17 protein-coding genes are annotated in these 15,688 nt (G+C 70.3%); 9 read left to right on the top strand and 8 right to left on the bottom strand.

Annotation, left to right across the window (positions count from 1 at the left end; all coding sequences use genetic code 11):
* Positions 1-493 precede the first annotated feature (493 nt).
* The 3 genes from ACQ5BE_RS09570 to ACQ5BE_RS09560 all read left to right on the top strand — a co-directional run bounded on the left by ACQ5BE_RS09570 (position 494) and on the right by ACQ5BE_RS09560 (position 3,575).
* The gene (locus ACQ5BE_RS09570; RefSeq protein WP_430296797.1) at positions 494-826 is read left to right on the top strand and encodes a metal-sensitive transcriptional regulator; all 333 of its coding nucleotides are present in this window, start codon (positions 494-496) and stop codon (positions 824-826) included.
* 109 nt (positions 827-935) lie between these two features.
* A complete protein-coding gene (locus ACQ5BE_RS09565; RefSeq protein WP_344300183.1) occupies positions 936-1,166 on the top strand; it encodes a heavy-metal-associated domain-containing protein in 231 nt (76 codons plus the stop codon).
* Between the two features lie 3 nt (positions 1,167-1,169).
* Positions 1,170-3,575: a heavy metal translocating P-type ATPase gene (locus tag ACQ5BE_RS09560; RefSeq protein WP_430296796.1), complete on the top strand. Its 2,406-nt coding sequence runs from the start codon at positions 1,170-1,172 to the stop codon at positions 3,573-3,575.
* 251 nt (positions 3,576-3,826) lie between these two features.
* Here ACQ5BE_RS09560 and ACQ5BE_RS09555 read toward each other — a convergent pair whose 3' ends face one another.
* Positions 3,827-4,099 (bottom strand): DUF2277 domain-containing protein, encoded by a 273-nt coding sequence (locus tag ACQ5BE_RS09555; protein ID WP_208710960.1) that lies wholly within the window; start codon positions 4,097-4,099, stop codon positions 3,827-3,829.
* Positions 4,100-4,109: 10 nt separating this feature from the next.
* Positions 4,110-5,150, bottom strand: coding sequence for an EamA family transporter (locus ACQ5BE_RS09550; RefSeq protein WP_430296795.1), 1,041 nt, complete (start codon positions 5,148-5,150; stop codon positions 4,110-4,112).
* 104 nt (positions 5,151-5,254) lie between these two features.
* Here ACQ5BE_RS09550 and ACQ5BE_RS09545 point away from each other — a divergent pair, with 104 nt between their 5' ends.
* The gene (locus ACQ5BE_RS09545; RefSeq protein WP_430296794.1) at positions 5,255-5,800 is read left to right on the top strand and encodes a CGNR zinc finger domain-containing protein; all 546 of its coding nucleotides are present in this window, start codon (positions 5,255-5,257) and stop codon (positions 5,798-5,800) included.
* On the opposite strand, the gene ACQ5BE_RS09540 is transcribed toward ACQ5BE_RS09545, so the two are convergent.
* From ACQ5BE_RS09540 to ACQ5BE_RS09530, 3 genes are all read right to left on the bottom strand, one after another.
* Positions 5,797-6,141 (bottom strand): hypothetical protein, encoded by a 345-nt coding sequence (locus ACQ5BE_RS09540; protein ID WP_255405398.1) that lies wholly within the window; start codon positions 6,139-6,141, stop codon positions 5,797-5,799. The two genes, ACQ5BE_RS09545 and ACQ5BE_RS09540, sit on opposite strands and share 4 nt — an antisense overlap.
* A gap of 65 nt (positions 6,142-6,206) precedes the next feature.
* Complete coding sequence (locus tag ACQ5BE_RS09535; protein WP_430296793.1) at positions 6,207-6,836, bottom strand: hypothetical protein; 630 nt, start codon at positions 6,834-6,836, stop codon at positions 6,207-6,209.
* A 31-nt stretch (positions 6,837-6,867) separates the two neighbouring features.
* Complete coding sequence (locus ACQ5BE_RS09530; RefSeq protein WP_430296792.1) at positions 6,868-8,217, bottom strand: MATE family efflux transporter; 1,350 nt, start codon at positions 8,215-8,217, stop codon at positions 6,868-6,870.
* 91 nt (positions 8,218-8,308) lie between these two features.
* Between ACQ5BE_RS09530 and ACQ5BE_RS09525 the strand changes: the two genes are divergently transcribed.
* Both ACQ5BE_RS09525 and ACQ5BE_RS09520 read left to right on the top strand, forming a co-directional pair.
* Positions 8,309-8,911: a TetR/AcrR family transcriptional regulator gene (locus ACQ5BE_RS09525; RefSeq protein ID WP_430296791.1), complete on the top strand. Its 603-nt coding sequence runs from the start codon at positions 8,309-8,311 to the stop codon at positions 8,909-8,911.
* A complete protein-coding gene (locus ACQ5BE_RS09520; protein ID WP_430296790.1) occupies positions 8,911-10,203 on the top strand; it encodes a glycosyltransferase in 1,293 nt (430 codons plus the stop codon). The genes ACQ5BE_RS09525 and ACQ5BE_RS09520 overlap by 1 nt, the downstream gene beginning before the upstream one ends.
* A 47-nt stretch (positions 10,204-10,250) precedes the next feature.
* On the opposite strand, the gene ACQ5BE_RS09515 is transcribed toward ACQ5BE_RS09520, so the two are convergent.
* Positions 10,251-11,687, bottom strand: coding sequence for an amino acid permease (locus ACQ5BE_RS09515; RefSeq protein ID WP_430296789.1), 1,437 nt, complete (start codon positions 11,685-11,687; stop codon positions 10,251-10,253).
* 243 nt (positions 11,688-11,930) lie between these two features.
* Here ACQ5BE_RS09515 and ACQ5BE_RS09510 point away from each other — a divergent pair, with 243 nt between their 5' ends.
* The 3 genes from ACQ5BE_RS09510 to ACQ5BE_RS09500 are packed head-to-tail and all read left to right on the top strand — an operon-like array spanning position 11,931 to position 13,475.
* The gene (locus tag ACQ5BE_RS09510; protein ID WP_430296788.1) at positions 11,931-12,461 is read left to right on the top strand and encodes a dihydrofolate reductase family protein; all 531 of its coding nucleotides are present in this window, start codon (positions 11,931-11,933) and stop codon (positions 12,459-12,461) included.
* Positions 12,461-13,054, top strand: a complete 594-nt coding sequence (locus ACQ5BE_RS09505) for an N-acetyltransferase family protein (protein ID WP_430296787.1) — start codon at positions 12,461-12,463, stop codon at positions 13,052-13,054. The genes ACQ5BE_RS09510 and ACQ5BE_RS09505 overlap by 1 nt, the downstream gene beginning before the upstream one ends.
* A 58-nt stretch (positions 13,055-13,112) precedes the next feature.
* A complete protein-coding gene (locus tag ACQ5BE_RS09500) occupies positions 13,113-13,475 on the top strand; it encodes a VOC family protein (protein ID WP_430296786.1) in 363 nt (120 codons plus the stop codon).
* A 4-nt stretch (positions 13,476-13,479) separates the two neighbouring features.
* Here the strand turns inward: ACQ5BE_RS09500 and ACQ5BE_RS09495 are convergent, their stop codons facing one another.
* Positions 13,480-13,812, bottom strand: a complete 333-nt coding sequence (locus ACQ5BE_RS09495; RefSeq protein ID WP_430296785.1) for a hypothetical protein — start codon at positions 13,810-13,812, stop codon at positions 13,480-13,482.
* 27 nt (positions 13,813-13,839) lie between these two features.
* The gene (locus ACQ5BE_RS09490) at positions 13,840-15,642 is read right to left on the bottom strand and encodes a flavin-containing monooxygenase (RefSeq protein ID WP_430296784.1); all 1,803 of its coding nucleotides are present in this window, start codon (positions 15,640-15,642) and stop codon (positions 13,840-13,842) included.
* Positions 15,643-15,688: the final 46 nt, after the last annotated feature.

Genomic DNA, 15,688 nt, shown 5'->3' with positions numbered 1-15,688 from the left:
CACAATCCAAAACTGGCATAAAAACCCGGCCACGCACACGGGGGTGCACGCAACCAGGCAATCAACACCATCAAAAAAATGGCATCAACGAACTTGGCACACTATTGAGTTCTCAAACAACAGGCCCCGCAAGTGCATCCACCGGACTTCTTCCGGTTTATCTCCTCGCGGCAACGAGATTCAATCTTACCTTCTTCGCACCCGCTCCGCAAATTCCGTTTTTCTTGGAAACTGCTTCGCGACTGCGAGTGATCAGGGTTCCGGAGGCGCGCTCAAGCAGCGGCCATCCGGGCCATTCTCGAAGGGGATTTGCCGCTCTGGACTGCCTCGATGTTCTCTCGGCCGCCCCGGCGACTCAGAAAACATTACCGGCCTCGACGGTCCTCCTCCAAATCCGCGGCCTGTGCCCTTCGTTACACGCCAGCCCCAGCCGCGACCAGATACCCCCGCAGGGTACTTGACCCATACCCCTCCGGGGTATAGCTTTGGCGGCATGGAGCACGTCGTGGACACCGAGACGCAGGGAGGACCGCCGTACGGGTACTCCTCCAACAAAGAGGCGTACCTGCGGCGCCTCAAGAGGATTGAGGGCCAAGTGCGCGGAATTGCACGGATGGTCGAGGAGGACAAGTACTGCATCGACATCCTGACCCAGATGTCGGCGGTCACGAAGGCCCTGCACGCGGTGAGCCTCGGCCTGGTCGAAGAGCACATCGGACACTGCGTGGTGGGCGCTGCCAACGAACCGGACCCGGCCAAGCGTGCCGGCGAGATCGACGCCAAGGTGAAGGAGGCCTCCGATGCCATCGGACGACTGCTGCGGTAGCTCCGGCTGCTGCACCGGCTCAGACACGTTCATTCCCCTGTCCCGCCTCGCGGCGGGAACAGGCCAGACACCCCTTCAGCCAGACCTTCCCCAGCCAAGGAGCATCGCGATGACCCACTTCACCACCACCGTGCACGTCGACGGCATGACCTGTGGCCACTGCGTCAGCTCGGTCACCGAGGAGCTCGAGGCGATCGACGGCGTCGAGAGCGTCTCCGTCGACCTCAAGGCCGGTGGCGTGTCAGAGGTGACGATCGACTCGAACCGCAAGATCAAGCACGAGGCCATCAGCGAGGCCGTCGCCGAGGCGGGCTACCTGGTCGTCGCCAACGACGCGTAGCCGATGGGTACCTTCCTGGAATCCACGCCAGAGGCCACACGGATCGTCGAGCTCGACATCGAGGGCATGACCTGCGCGTCATGCGTCAACCGGATCGAGCGGAAGCTGGGCAAGATCGAGGGCGTCCACGCCTCGGTGAACCTGCCCCTCGAGTCCGCCCGGGTCGAAGTGCCCGTCGGCGTGACCGACGAGCAGCTGCTCACCACCGTCGAGTCCGCCGGGTACACGGCCCGGCTCAAGGACGGCGGCAGCTCGGGTGCCGGCACCCCGGACGCCGGCCACACGCCGTCGTCCGTCCCAGTGCCCGCGCCCGAGGCGACGGCCCAGGCACTGCCAGCCGACCCTGCGGGCGAGGCGAACGCGGACCCAGAGCCGGCCTCCCCGGCCCGGAGCCGCGCCGACGTCCTGCTCCCCCGGCTCGCGGTCGCGGCCGCCCTGACGATCCCGGTGTTCGTCCTCTCGATGGTGCCGGGCGCGCAGTTCGCCCACTGGGGCTGGTGGGCGGCGGCGCTCGCGCTGCCCGTCGTCACGTGGTCGGCGTGGCCGTTCCACCGCGCCGCGGCCATCAACGCCCGCCATCTCGGCTCGACCATGGACACTCTCGTGTCCCTCGGCGTCGCCGCGGCCTACCTCTACTCCCTCGCCCAGCTTGTCGCCGAGCCCCGGATGACCGAGCACCCCGGGATGGAGATGTCGGGGAGCGGCGGAGGGCTCTACTTCGAGACCGCAGCAGTGGTCACGACCTTCCTGCTGCTGGGCCGGTGGCTCGAGGCCCGCGCCAAGTCGCGCGCGGGCGACGCGCTGCGTGCTCTCCTGGACCGGGGGGCGAAGCGCGCCACGGTGCTGCGCGGCGGCGTCGAGACGGTGGTGGCGGCCGAGAGCCTCGTGCCCGGCGACCTCTTCGTGGTGCGGCCGGGCGAGACGATCGCGACCGACGGCACCGTCCGCGAGGGCTCCTCTGCCGTGGACACGTCACTGATCACGGGCGAGTCCGTGCCGGTGGAGGTGAGGGCCGGCGATCCGGTCACGGGCGCGACCGTCAACACTTCCGGCCGCCTCGTGGTCGAGGCGACAAGGGTCGGCTCCGAGACCACGCTTGCCGCGATGGCGCGCCTCGTGTCCGAGGCGCAGACCGGCAAGGCGCCGATCGCACGGCTTGCGGACCGGATCAGCGGGGTCTTCGTGCCGGTGGTCCTCGTCGTCGCGGCCCTGACGTTCGCGGCATGGCTCGCTTTCGGCGGATCGCTGCGCGACGCGTTCACTGCCTCGGTCGCGGTACTCGTCATCGCGTGCCCGTGCGCTCTGGGACTCGCCACGCCGGTCGGCCTGCTCGCGGGCAGTGGGCGCGGCTCCCAGCTGGGGATCCTGATCCGCGGCGCGCACGTCCTCGAGGACACCCGCACCGTCGACACCATCGTCCTGGACAAGACCGGCACAGTCACGACCGGCCGCCTCGCGCTCGATGCCGTGGACGCCTTCGGCTCCTGGGACGAGGCCGGGGCGCTGCGGCTGGCGGCCGCCGTCGAGGCCGGCAGCGAGCATCCGCTCGCGCGCGCCGTCGTGGACGCGGCCCGGGCCCACGTGCCTGCCGCTCAGGGAGCCTCCCACACGGGGGGTGCGCGCGACGGCGTCGCGCACCATGCCGCGGGCCTGCCCGGCGTCGTCGGCTTCCGGTCGTCGGCGGGCGGCGGGGTCGAGGGGACCGTGGACGGGCACGAGGTGCTCGTGGGCCGCACCGACTGGATCGCGGAGCGCGCCCAAGCGCCGGGGGCCAGCCAACTGGCCCGGTTCGCCGAGCGCGAGGCAGCGGGCGCGACGGCGGTATGGGTCGTCGTCGACCGCGTACCGGCGGCCATCCTGAGCCTCCGCGACACGGTGAAGCCCGGCTCCGCGGAGGGCATCGCACGGCTCAAGGCGCTCGGGCTGAGGCCCGTCCTGCTCACCGGCGACAACGCCGCGGTCGCCGCGAGCGTGGCCGCCGAGGTCGGGATTGCCCCCGAGGACGTCCACGCCGGGGTCCGGCCGGAGGGGAAGGTCGAGGCGGTCAAGCGGCTCCAGGCCGGGGGCGCCCGGGTTGCGATGGCCGGCGACGGCGTGAACGACGCGCCCGCACTGGCGCAGGCGGACCTCGGGATCGCGATGGGCTCCGGCACCGACGTGGCCAGGGAGGCCGCCGACCTGACGGTCATGGGCGACGACCTGGGACAGGTGGCCACGGCGATCGAGCTGTCGCGTGCCACGCTCGCGATCATCAAGGCGAACCTGTTCTGGGCGTTCTTCTACAACGCCGTGGGCATCCCCATCGCAGCCCTCGGGCTGCTCAACCCGATGATCGCGGGTGCGGCGATGGCTGCGAGCTCGGTGCTCGTCGTGGCGAACTCGCTGCGGCTCACGCGTTTCGGCCGGTAGCCCTCCCCTCTCGGGTACAGATAAGACGCCCCTCCGCCCTCTCGGGTACGGATAAGACGCGCTACCGCCCTCTCGGGTACAGGCCACTCAGCAGGCTCGTACCCGAGACCGTCCTAAGGGTGATTTCGCGTACCCGAAAGGGGCGGGGGAGGTGATTTCGCGTACCCGAAAGGGGCGGGGGAGGTGATTTCGCGTACCCGAAAGGGGCGGGGGAGGTGATTTCGCGTACCCGAAACGGGGGCGGGGCGAGGTCAGGCCGTGCCGAAGCGGACGGCCGCCCGGGCCTTCGCCTTCGCCGCCTCGTCCTCGCGGTTCCGGGGAGGGGCACTTGTCACCAGGTCATCCAGGAGGTGCGCCGTGATGTGGGCGATCTCCTCGACAGCCCTGTTGAAGGCCTCCTCGTTCGCCTTGGACGGATGGGTGCTCCCGCTCACCTTGCGCACGTACTGCAGGGCTGCGGCGTGAACTTCCTCGTTCGTCGCGTGGGGCTCGAAGTTGTGCAGGACTCTGATGTTGCGGCACATGCCGTCAATGCTAGGCGGGTCGCTCCACGATGGGCAGGGCGCCGGTCGTGAGCTCGGAGCCGAGTCCTCGCACCTCCAGGTCAGCTGCCGGCAGGGCCTCCGGCGCCGTGTCGGGAACGGACTGCTCCGCGGGGGCGCGGAGCTCGTCCATGCGGACCATGATGACGCCGGCCACGATGAGCCCTCCGCCGAGGAACTGCACAGGGCCGGGGACGTCGCCGATCATGAGCCACGACGCGACGACCGAGAACAGGACCTCGGTGAGGGAGACGAAGCTCGCCACCTTCGAGCCGAGCCTCTGCCCGGCGACGATGCCGAAGACGTACGCTGCGACGGCAGCGATGAGGGTGATGCCGAGGACCGGGACCAGCCAGCTGACCTCTCCCCCCATGAGCTCGACGCTGCCGAACGTCGCCGAGACCGGCAGCAGCCCCACCACGGCGAGGACTCCGATCGTCGCCGCGCCGAACACCATGCCGCCGGCCACGGTCACGAAGGGCGGGAGGACGCCGTCGGACCTGGCGGTCAGCACGAAGTACACGGCGAGGCAGACGGCGGCGGCGGCCCCCCAGAGGACGCCGATCGGGTCCACGGTCGCGCCCGTCAGGAGGTCGAGGACGAGCACGAGGCCGAGCATCGCCACGGCCGTTCCGGCGACCGTGAGCGCGCCGGGGCGGCGACGCGTGCGCAGCCAGAGCCATCCGACGATCATGATTGGCGCGAGGTACTCGAGCATCAGCGCCACCGGCGGGCTCATGCGGGCCACCGCGTTGAAGTAGAAGAACTGGCACAGGGCGATCGCCACCGCGCCGTAGGCGGCCATGAGCCCGACGGCGGCGCGGAGCCGGCCCCACTGCCCGCGCATCATCCACAGCGCCGGCGCCACCATGACGAGGGCCGCGAGGGTGATGCGCGCTCCCACCACGGCGCCCGGAGTCCAGCCGGACTCGAGGAGGGACTTCCCGAGCGGGCCGGAGATCCCGAATGTCGCTGCGGACAGCAGGGCGAAGACGAGTCCGGACGCGGAGCGGTTCGCGGCGGATCCATTCACGGCACGCACAGAGCACCTCCCAGGGCAGAAGTCATACGTGATGTCAGGGGTCAAACATGGGTATGGTGATGACAGTAGACACCCGGGCACCGTCAGGAGTCAACATGATCTTCGCCCATGACACGGAGGTGGCGCTCAAGAGCGCCGTCAACCTCGTCAACACCCTCGACGCCGACCGCGGTGAGCTGCTCGCCACCGGCTCCGACCTGGACCGCTTCCTGGACGAGGAGGGGTTCAGCGGCTCCCGCACGCACGACGACGCGGAGCTCGCCGCCGTCCGCCTCCTGCGGTCGCGCCTGCGGCGGCTGTGGGACGTCCCGGAGGACGAGGCGGTCGAGATCGTGAACGCCCTGCTGCGCGAGGCCCGGGCGCTCCCGCAGCTCGTGAGGCATGACCACTGGGACTGGCACCTGCACGCCACCACCCCGGAGGCACCGCTCGCCGACCGCATGGGGACCGAGGCCGCGATGGCGTTCGTGGACGTGATCCGCGCGAAGGAGCTCGACCGGCTGCGCGTCTGCGCCGCCGAGGACTGCGAGGCAGTGCTGATCGACCTCTCGAAGAACCGGTCGAAGCGCTACTGCGACACCGGGAACTGCGCCAACCGCGCGCATGTGCGCGCCTATCGGGAGCGCAGGGCGGCCAGTTAGCGCGAGGAGGGGCCGCCGTCGTGCGTGTCCGTGCCCTCGGCACCGCCGTCCCCGCCCTCAGACCGAGGCTGGGTGCGGTCGGAGGAGCGGAGGTTGATGCCGGAGCCCTTGCCGAGGTGGTCGGCGTTCTCCTTGTAGCTCATCGAGAGCATCGCCGCGGCCACGAGGCAGACGATGAATGCGATGCCGGCGCCGCTGAACGCCAGGTCGAAGCGGAGGCCCTTGTTCGTCCCGCCGGACGCGAAGAACAGCACCGCAAAAAACGTGATGACCGCGAAGAACGCGGAGAACAGGAGGGGTCCCTTGATCCCGACGCGCGGTCCGCGTGGCGATTCGGACATGGGCCCTCCTGAACTGGCCGGGGTGGGATTCGTGGTGTTCTACGAGAAGTAGAACCTTAGTGATTCTAGGCCACGACGCCGCGTGGCGAGGAATCATGCCGGAGGCTCAGGCCCGCGATGGCCAGGAGCACGCCGGTGATGATGGCTCCGCCGCCTGAGACGCCGAGGAGCGCGTGGGCTCCGAGACCGGCGAAGAACGGCAGGATCGCTCCTGCACCGAGATGCACGACGCCGGTGATCACCTCGTCGCGGGCGAGCGGGCTCCGGCCTCGGCCGGCGATGCCGCGGAAGAGGTCCGACGCGCCGGTGAGCACGAGCGCCGCGGCGCCGCCGACGGCAAGGACGACCGGCTCCGGGGCGGCGCCGAGGGCGATCGCGACGGCTGCCGCGAGCCCGTAGGCCGCCGAGGCGATGGTCCTCTGGGTGCCGCTCGGCCGCGCCTCGGGTTCAGCGGACCGGCCCTCCTCCCTGAGCTGCCATGCCTGCGCGACGGCGAGCCCCACGAAGTATGCGCCGAGCGCCCAGGCGGCTCCCGCCGTGGTCGGCTGGCCCCAGAACACCGTCACCGCGCCGAAGGCGAGGGCGACCGCGGCGCGCAGGGCGATGGGACGCCACAGGGCCGGGCCGGGCGCTCCGGCCGAAGCGGACGGGTCGGCAGGCACGCCGGGGGCGGGGGTCGAGGGGGTGTCGGGCACGGACCAAGTCTAGCGAGCCCTGTTCCGCAGGTCAGTGCGCCCCCAGGACCATCCAGGCGTTCGAGCGGGCCCGGAGGCCGAGGGTCACGGCCCGGGCCAGCATGTACCCGCCGGCGAAGGCCGCCCAGAGCCACATGAGCCCGCCCGGGCCTGCGAGGCCGGCGGCTCCGACCCAGACCACGAGCGGCGCGTACACGACGAGGTTGAGCACGCCGGCGAGGGCGAGGTAGCGGGCGTCGCCGGCGCCTATGAGCACGCCGTCCAGCACGAAGACGTACCCCGAGACGGGCTGGCTCGCGGCCAGCACGAGCAGCGCCGGCCACAGGGCCTCGTGGACCTCGGGATCGGGCGTGAAGATCCAGCCGATCCACGGAGCCGCCGCGGCGAGGATCGCGCCGGTGAGGAGGCCGAAGCCCAACGACCAGCGCACCATGACGCGGGTCAGCTCGCGCGCCCGCGCGCCATTCGAGGCGCCGAGCTCCTTGCCGATGAGGGCCTGGGCGGCGATCGCGAGGGCATCCAGCGCGAAGGCGAGGAAGCTGAAGAGGGTCATGGCGAGCTGGTGGGCGGCGAGGTTGGCCGGGCCCTGCTGCGCCGCAACGACCACGGCCGCGAAGATCGCGGCCCGGAGCGTGAGGGTCCGGAGCATGAGCCACGACCCGACATGCGCGGCTGCGAGGAGCCCGCGGCGGCCCGGGAGCATGCCGACCCCCTCGTACCGCATCCTGCGCAGGACGATGCCCATGTAGACCGCGGCCATCCCGAGCTGCGCCAGGCTCGTGCCGATCGCCGAGCCCGCGATCCCCCAGCCGAGCCCGTACACGAAGGCCAGATTGAGCAGGATGTTCCCCGTGAAACCGACGGTCGCGACGACGAGCGGCGTCCGGGTGTCCTGCAGCCCACGCAGGGCGCCCGTGCTGGCGAAGACGAGGAGCATGCCCACGAGCCCGGGCATCGACCACACCAGGTACTCGATCGCGTAGGCCTGGACCTGGGCAGACCCGCCGAGGACGCCGATCACCGCAGGCGCGGCAGCCCAGCCGAGCACCGCGAGGGCCACCCCGAGGAGCAGGGCCAGCCACGCGCCGTCGCGCGCGGCCGCCATCGCATGCCCCACCTTCCCGGCGCCGAGGAACCGTGCGACCGCCGGTCCGGTCCCGTAGGCGAGGAACACCATGAGCCCGACGGCGGTCTGCAGCACCGTGGTCGCGAGGCCGAGGCCCGCGAGCTGCTCCACTCCCAGGTGGCCCACGATCGCGGAGTCCGCGAGGAGGAACAGGGGCTCGGCGATGAGCGCGAAGAACGCGGGGACGGCGAGGCGCAGGATCTCGCGGGGAGTGGAGCCCGGCTGGAGGCGGGACGAGGCGGTGGACGGGGTCACGGGACCAACCCTATGAGAGGGCGCCGACAGAAAGCGGAGGGAGGGGGCCGGCCTCTGTTCAGCCCACGATATTGGAGTTAGTCTTATTGACATGAAATCCGCGGCCTCGTCCCGGACGTACGTCATGACCAAGCGGGCCGAGTCCGCAGCGGCCACGGCTGAGCGAATCCTCGATGCGGCGGCAGGGGAGTTCGAGGACGGCGCCGCGATCGCCGCCATCACGCTGGACGCCGTCGCCGCCCGTGCCGGGGTGAGCGTCCAGACCGTGCTGCGGAGGTTCGGCGACAAGGACGCGCTCTTCGCCGCGACCGCCGAGCGGCAGGCCGCCCGCGTCGCCGCCGAACGGGACGTCGCCGCGGCGGGTGACCTGAAGGACGCCGTCGCCAACCTCGCGGAGCACTACGAGCGGGACGGCCGCCTCGCCCTGCGCCTGCTCGCCGAGGAGGCCTCGTCGCCATTCATGGCTGCCGTCACCGGCAACGGACGCGCCTACCACCGCTCGTGGTGCGAGCGGGTCTTCGCGCCCTGCCTCAAGGGGCTGGACGACGCCGCGCGCGGGCGCCGTCTCGCCCAGTTCGTCGCCGTGTGCGACGTCTACGTCTGGAAGCTCCTCCGGCTCGATGCCGGACTGAGCCCGACGGAATACAGAGAGGCGCTCCTCGAGCTCCTCGAGCCCCTCACCCGGAGGCCATGATGCCCACCGTCCTCGCCTACACCTCCCCCTCTATCGGCGACCTCTATCCCCTGGTCCCGCTGCTCCTCGAGCTGAAGCGGCGCGGCCACCGCGTCGAGGTGCGCACCCGGGCCGACCAAGTGGACCTCCTGCTCGGGCTGGGACTCGCGGCGGCGCCCACAGACGGCAGGACCGCTGCCATCGAGCACCACGACTTCGGCGCACGCAATACCCTCGAAGCCCTTTCGGCCTCCGCGGAGGTCTTCGTCCGCCGAGCACCACTCGACGGCGCCGACCTGGCCGCGGCGATCGGCGACACCAACCCGGACGCAGTCATCGTCGATCTCAACCCCTGGGGCGCACGCGCCGCAGCCCAGGCGTGGGGCGGTCCGTGGGTGACGTTCTGCCCCTACATTCCCCCGCTCAGCTCACGCGGAACGCCCCCGTTCGGCCCGGGCCTCGCGCCCGTCGCGGGGCCTCTGGGGCGGAGCCGCGACGCTCTGCTGCGGCCTCTTGTCATGGGCCAGCTCGAGAAGCGCTTCCGCCCCGGCATCAATCGAGTGCTGGCTGCGAACGGGCTCCCAGGTGTCGCGACTGTAGACGAGTTCTTCCAGTCCGCACCCGTGACCCTCGTGGCAACCGCGGAACCCTTCGACTACCCGCACCCGGACTGGGGGCCGCAGATCCGCCTCATCGGCGCCCTCCCGTGGGAGCCGCCGACCCCAACGCCGCGCTGGGTGGAGGACCCGGGTGATCCGTTCGTGCTCGTCACAACGTCCTCGGAGTACCAGGCCGACGAGTCGCTGGCCAGGGCGGCCGTGAAGGGCCTCGGCGGTGAACCGTACCGGGTCGTGGTGACGATGCCAGCGGCGGCCGCGGACCTCGGGCCACTGCCGCCCAACGTGCGGGTGGAGCGGTTCGTCCCGCACGGTCCGATCCTGGAGCGTGCTGCCGTCGCCGTGACCCACGGCGGCATGGGCGCGACCCAGAAGGCCCTCGCGGCGGGGGTGCCGTGCGTCGTGGTCCCGTTCGGCCGGGACCAGCTCGAGGTGGCGGCGCGCGTGGTCCATGCGGGGGCCGGAGTCCGGGTCGCGAAGGGGAAGCTGACCCCGGAACGGCTGCGCGAGGCCGTCCACCGGGCGGTCGGAATGGCCGACGGCGCGCGGCGTGTGGCGGCGGGCTATCAGGCCGCCGGCGGGGTTCCGGCCGGAGCGGATGCGGTCGAGGCCCTGCTGGGCACGACGTCCCCCGAGGGTCAGAAACTGCACAACTCAGGGCCGGAAGCGGCCTCGGAAGGCTCGCACCGGCCCTGAGCTGTGCAGTTTCACGCGCTCATCGGAACGCCGAGCGCCGCGTACAGCTAGGCGCCGTGGCCGTGGGCCTCTGCGTCGACCTCGAGGGCCTCTGCGGTGTCCTCAGACGGCGTGTGCGGGTGCGGGCCGACGGGGCCGCGCTGGCGCCGGTAGCGGACCGCACCGATAGCGACCACGACCGCGGCGAGGCCGATCGAGAGCCACAGGGAGTCGCGTGTGCTGTCGAAGAAGGCCATGCCGACGATCAGCGCGGCGATGGCGATGATCGAGAACCAGGTCAGGAACGGGAAGAGCCACATGCGGATCTCGAGCTCGGTGCCGGCAGCGTCCGCGCGGCGGCGCAGGATGAGCTGGGAGATCGAGATGACGAGCCAGACGAACAGCGCGATCGCACCGGAGGTGTTCACGAGGAAGAGGAACACGGTGTCCGGCCAGAGGTAGTTCAGGCCCACCGTGACGAACCCGACGACCGTGGAGACGAGCACGGAGCGGACGGGGACGCCGCGGCTCGAGATGCGGGCCCACGAGGTGGGGGCGTCGCCGCGGGTGGAGAGGGAGAAGATCATGCGGCTGGCCGTGTACAGGCCCGAGTTGAGGCACGAGAGCACCGAGGTCAGGACGACGATGTCCATGATGGTGCCGGCGCCGGGGATCCCGAAGCGCTCGATCACGGCGACGTAGGGGCTCTTCGCGACGGAGGCATCGTCCCAGGGCAGGAGCGTGACGACGATGGCCATCGAGCCGATGTAGAAGACGAGGATGCGCCACACGGTCGAGTTCACGGCCTTGCGGACGGCGGCGACCGGGTCCTTCGACTCGCCGGCGGCGATGGTGGCGATCTCAGCGCCGAAGAAGGAGAACACGACGACGAGGATGCCGGCGAGCACGGCGTCGGCGCCGTTGGGCATGAAGCCGCCGTGGCCGAGGAGGTTCGAGGTGCCCGGGGCGGGGACGCCCGGGATCAGGCCGAGGATCGCGGCGACGCCGGCGACGAGGAACAGCACGATCGCGGTGACCTTGACCGAGGCGAACCAGAATTCGAACTCGCCGTAGGACTTGACGCTCCACACGTTGGTGAGCGTGAGGGCGATCATGAGCGCGAGAGCCCAGATCCACTGGTCGACGCCGGGGATCCAGCGGTGCATGATCGCGGCGCCCGCGGTCGCCTCGATGCCGAGGACGATGATCCAGAACCAGGCGTAGAGCCATCCGATGCTGAACCCGGCCCAGCGACCGAGGGCCTTGTCCGCGTAGGACGAGAACGAGCCCGTCTCGGGGTTCGCCGCTGCCATCTCGCCGAGCATGCGCATGACGAGGATGACGACGACGCCGGCAGCCGCGTAGGCGAGCAGGATGCCCGGCCCGGCCTGCTGGATGGCTGCGCCGGAGCCGACGAACAGGCCGGCGCCGATGACGCCGGCGATGGCGATCATCGACAGGTGCCGCGGCTTGAGGGTCTTGTGGAGTTCGGGGTGGGAAGCCATGGGGGCCAACTTCCGTGAGGGGGTGCAATGCCGGAATTAATGGTGAACCCATGCCGGGCGAGCATGCCGTGGACATTGCACGAACTTTTTGGGCTGACGTGATGCAGAAGACCAAAATGGTTTACATTCAGACAACTTTTGTTACCCACAGAGCGTCCTGCAACGTGGATGAAACGTAGCCCCGGCCACCTTCCCGCGTTGCATGGCTCACACCGCGGAGGCCGGACGCGCCATACTGACGGCGTGGCCACCCAGTTCTTCACCGCGTCCAGCATCGACGGCTTCATCTCGGATCCCGAACAGTCCCTCTCCTGGCTCCTGAGCCGGGACGTCGACTCCGCAGGGCCGATGGGCTACGACGCGTTCATCGCCGGCGTGGGCGCCCTCGCGATGGGAGCCACCACGTACCGGTGGCTCCTGGACCACCCTGAGGCGGTCGGCGAGGCCTGGCCCTACGAACAGCCGACGTGGGTCTTCACGCACGGCGGCCTCGAGGCCATCGACGGGGACATCCGCTTCACCTCGGCTCCCGTGGCCGAGGTCCACGCGGAGATGACGGCCGCCGCCGATGGGCTGAATGTGTGGGTCGTGGGCGGGGGCGACCTCGCGGGCCAGTTCGCAGACGCTGGCCTCCTGGATGAGGTGTGGGTCCAGTACGCGCCGGTCGCACTCGGGGCAGGCTTCCCTCTCCTGCCGCGGCGCCTCGAGCTCCGGCTCGAGGACGTGGCACGCAACCGGGACTTCGCCTGCGCCCGGTACTCGGTGGTGCGCTGATGGCACCCGCCGGGACCATCGACGTGCGGCCGGCGACGGCGGAGCGGTTCGACGACGTCGCGACGATCCTCGGGCCGAAGAACCCCGAGGCGACGGTCTGCTGGTGCCTGAGCCACCGCCTCGACTCGAAGACGAACCGGTCGCTCGTAGGACGCGAGCGGCGCGAGTACGTCCGGGGGCTCTGCTCCCGCCGGATCCCGCCGGGCGTCCTGGCGTACCTCTCCGGCGAGGTGTGCGGGTGGGCGGCGGTCGCGCCGCGGGCGGAGGCCCACCCCTTCGCCCGCTCGACCAAGATCCCCCACGTCGACGACGCACCCGTGTGGAGCGTGTGGTGCTTCCGGGTCCGGCCCGGGTACCGCAGGCGGGGAGTCGCGCAGGCGCTCCTGGCCGGCGCGGTCCGGTTCGCACGGGACCACGGCGCACCCGTCATCGAGGGCTATCCCGTGGACAACCACGGGAAGAAGGTCGACCTCACGATGGCGTATGTCGGCACGCGAGACATGTTCGAGCAGGCGGGATTCACCGAGGCCGCGGAGACGACGTCCGTGTCCGGCGGTTTCCCGCGGGTGCTCATGCGCCTTGATCTCGCCTGACACTCCCCATCGGCGCTGCGGACATCCCCTGTCCGCAGCCGTCGCTAGCGTGGGCGCCATGGCTATAGCACGGACACCATCCCTGGTCATCGACTGCCCTGACCCCGCGGCACTCGCCCGGTTCTACGGGACGCTCCTGGACTGGCGCGTCGAGGAGGAGGCACCCGACTGGGTCGAACTCCACGGCGAGGAAGGCCGGCGCATCGACTTCCAGGGCGTGGCGGACTACCGCGCGCCGGAGTGGCCGGGCCAGGAGCACCCCCAGCAGATGCACCTCGACGTGGTCGTCGACGACCTGGACGCCGCCGAGGAGGCCGTCATCGGCCTCCTCGGCGCGACCAAGCACGAGCACCAGCCGGGCACGACCTTCCGGGTCTTCCTGGACCCGGCGGGCCACCCCTTCTGCCTCTGCCAGGCGTGACGCCCTAGGGGTGGACGAGGATCTTGTTGTTCTCGTCCTTGTTGTGGATGAGCTCGCGGAAGCCGGACTCGAGGATGTCGTCCACGGCGATGCGCCCGGTGATGAACTGCTCGGCGGGATCCTGCCGGAGCGGAGGAGCCCGATGGGACCCGCGCCGAACTCCACCGCGGTCTGCCCAGAGGCTGTAGCGTCCGGGGAGGCAGTAGACGCATACTCCGCACGTCATATACGGCTCGACGGCCACGCGGTCGGGCAGAAGATCGGCCCGTCGTCGTACCTCGTGCAGGTCGGTGCCGCAGATCCCGCACCATTCGACCCTCACCTTGACCGCCTTCATGGTGCTCCTCCCGACGTGGTGTGCGGTTCAGTGGGTGTGATGGGTCTCGGCCAGCGCGTAGACCGGGGTCTCCAGCCCCTCGAACCTGGCCTTGAGCTGGAGGGCCAGGTACTTCGAGTAATGGCGCGACTGGTGCAGGTTTCCTCCGTGGAACCAGAGGTTCTCCTGCTGGGTGGGCTTCCACATGTTGCGCAGCTCGCCCTGCCAAGGCCCCGGGTCCTTGGTGGTGTCGGAGCCCAGGCCCCAGCACTTGCCAACCTTGTCCGCGACCTCCTGCGAGATGAGCTTGGCCGCCCAGCCGTTCATCGAGCCGTACCCCGTGGCGTAGACGACCGCGTCCGCCTCGAGGCGGGTGCCGTCGTCGAGCACCACCGCGTCCTCCTCAAGGTGTGAGACCTGGCCGTTCGCAAGCCGGATCGCACCCTTGGCGATGAGCTCGGACGCGCCGATGTCGATGTAGTAGCCCGAGCCGCGACGGAGGTACTTGAGGAAGAGGCCCGATCCGTCGTCGCCGAAATCGAGCTGGAAGCCGGCCTGCTCGAGTCCGGCGTAGAACTCCTTGTCCCGCTCGCGGATCTCGTCGAATGCGGGCCGCTGGAAATCCGGGAGGACCTTGTACGGAATGGAGGCGAAGATGAGGTCTGCCGTCTCGTGGTCCACCCCGTTCGCGAGGGCCTCCTCCGAGTACAGCGGGCCCAAGACCACCTCCATGAGCGAGTCCGAGCGGACAATGTGCGTGCTCGACCGCTGGAGCATGGTCGGCTCGGCACCGTTCTGCCACAGGTCGGCGCAGATGTCGTGGGCCGAGTTGTTCGAGCCGATCACCACGACCTTCTTGCCCGCGTACTTCGCGCCGCCCGGATGCTGGGAGGAGTGGTGCTGGTCGCCGCGGAAGACCTCCTGGCCAGGCAGTCTGGGGACGCTCGGGATGCCGGACATGCCGGTGGCCATGACGAGGTGGGTCGGGGTCAGGGTGAGCTCACGGCCTTCGCGGACCACCCTGACGGTCCAGCGCTGCGCGTCCTCGTCGAAGGACGCGCTCGTGGCCTCGGTGCTGGGCCAGTAGTCGAGCTCCATGATCTGGGTGTAGTGCTCGAGCCAGTCGCCCATCTTGTCCTTCGGCGTGAAGACCGGCCAGTGGTCCGGGAACGGCAGGTACGGCATGTGGTCGTACCAGACCGGATCGTGGAGGCACAGCGAGTGGTAGCGCGAGCGCCACTGGTCGCCGGGCCGGGGATGCTTGTCGATCACCAGCGCCGGGACACCAAGCCGCTTGAGCCGCGCCGCCAGGCCGATGCCGCCCTGCCCGCCGCCCACGACCAGCACGTAGGGCTGCTCGTCGATGCCAAAGGATTCGGCCCGCACGCGGCGACGGTCGAGCCAGTTCTCGGTGGAGACGTTGACGCCGTGCTCCGCCCCCCGCTCGCGCCGGCGGCCAGAGGGTTCGGGGAAGTCGATGAGCCCCTGGGCGCTCGAGAGGAACGTCCAGGCCCTGCCGTCGCGGAGCCGGACGAGTCCCTTGCCGTGGAACGCCCTGTTGCGGAACGTGTACCAGGCCTCGGTCACGCCGTCGGCATCGGCTGCGCCGGTGACCTCCAGCTCGCGCGGCCACGCTTCCGGCCCCACGGCGGTGAGCATCGCCGCGATCTCGTCACGCCCCTCCGCCGTGTGGATGTTCCACGTGAGGCTCGCGAGGTCCCGCCAATAGCTCTCGTCGCCAAACAGCGCGGCGGCAGCCGTGACGTCGCCCGCCGCAAACGCCGTCTCGAGGTCCGCGAACCACGCCCTCGCCCCCTCCAGCGCCGCATCTGATGTGCTTGCATCACTCATTGCACTTCTCCTTTGAACGCCTGAGCTGATGCGTACGACGGTATGG

This window comes from Sinomonas sp. B1-1, from assembly GCF_050474465.1.
Classification (GTDB): Bacteria; Actinomycetota; Actinomycetes; order Actinomycetales; family Micrococcaceae; genus Sinomonas; species Sinomonas flava.
This window is presented reverse-complemented; position numbering and strand designations above follow the sequence as displayed.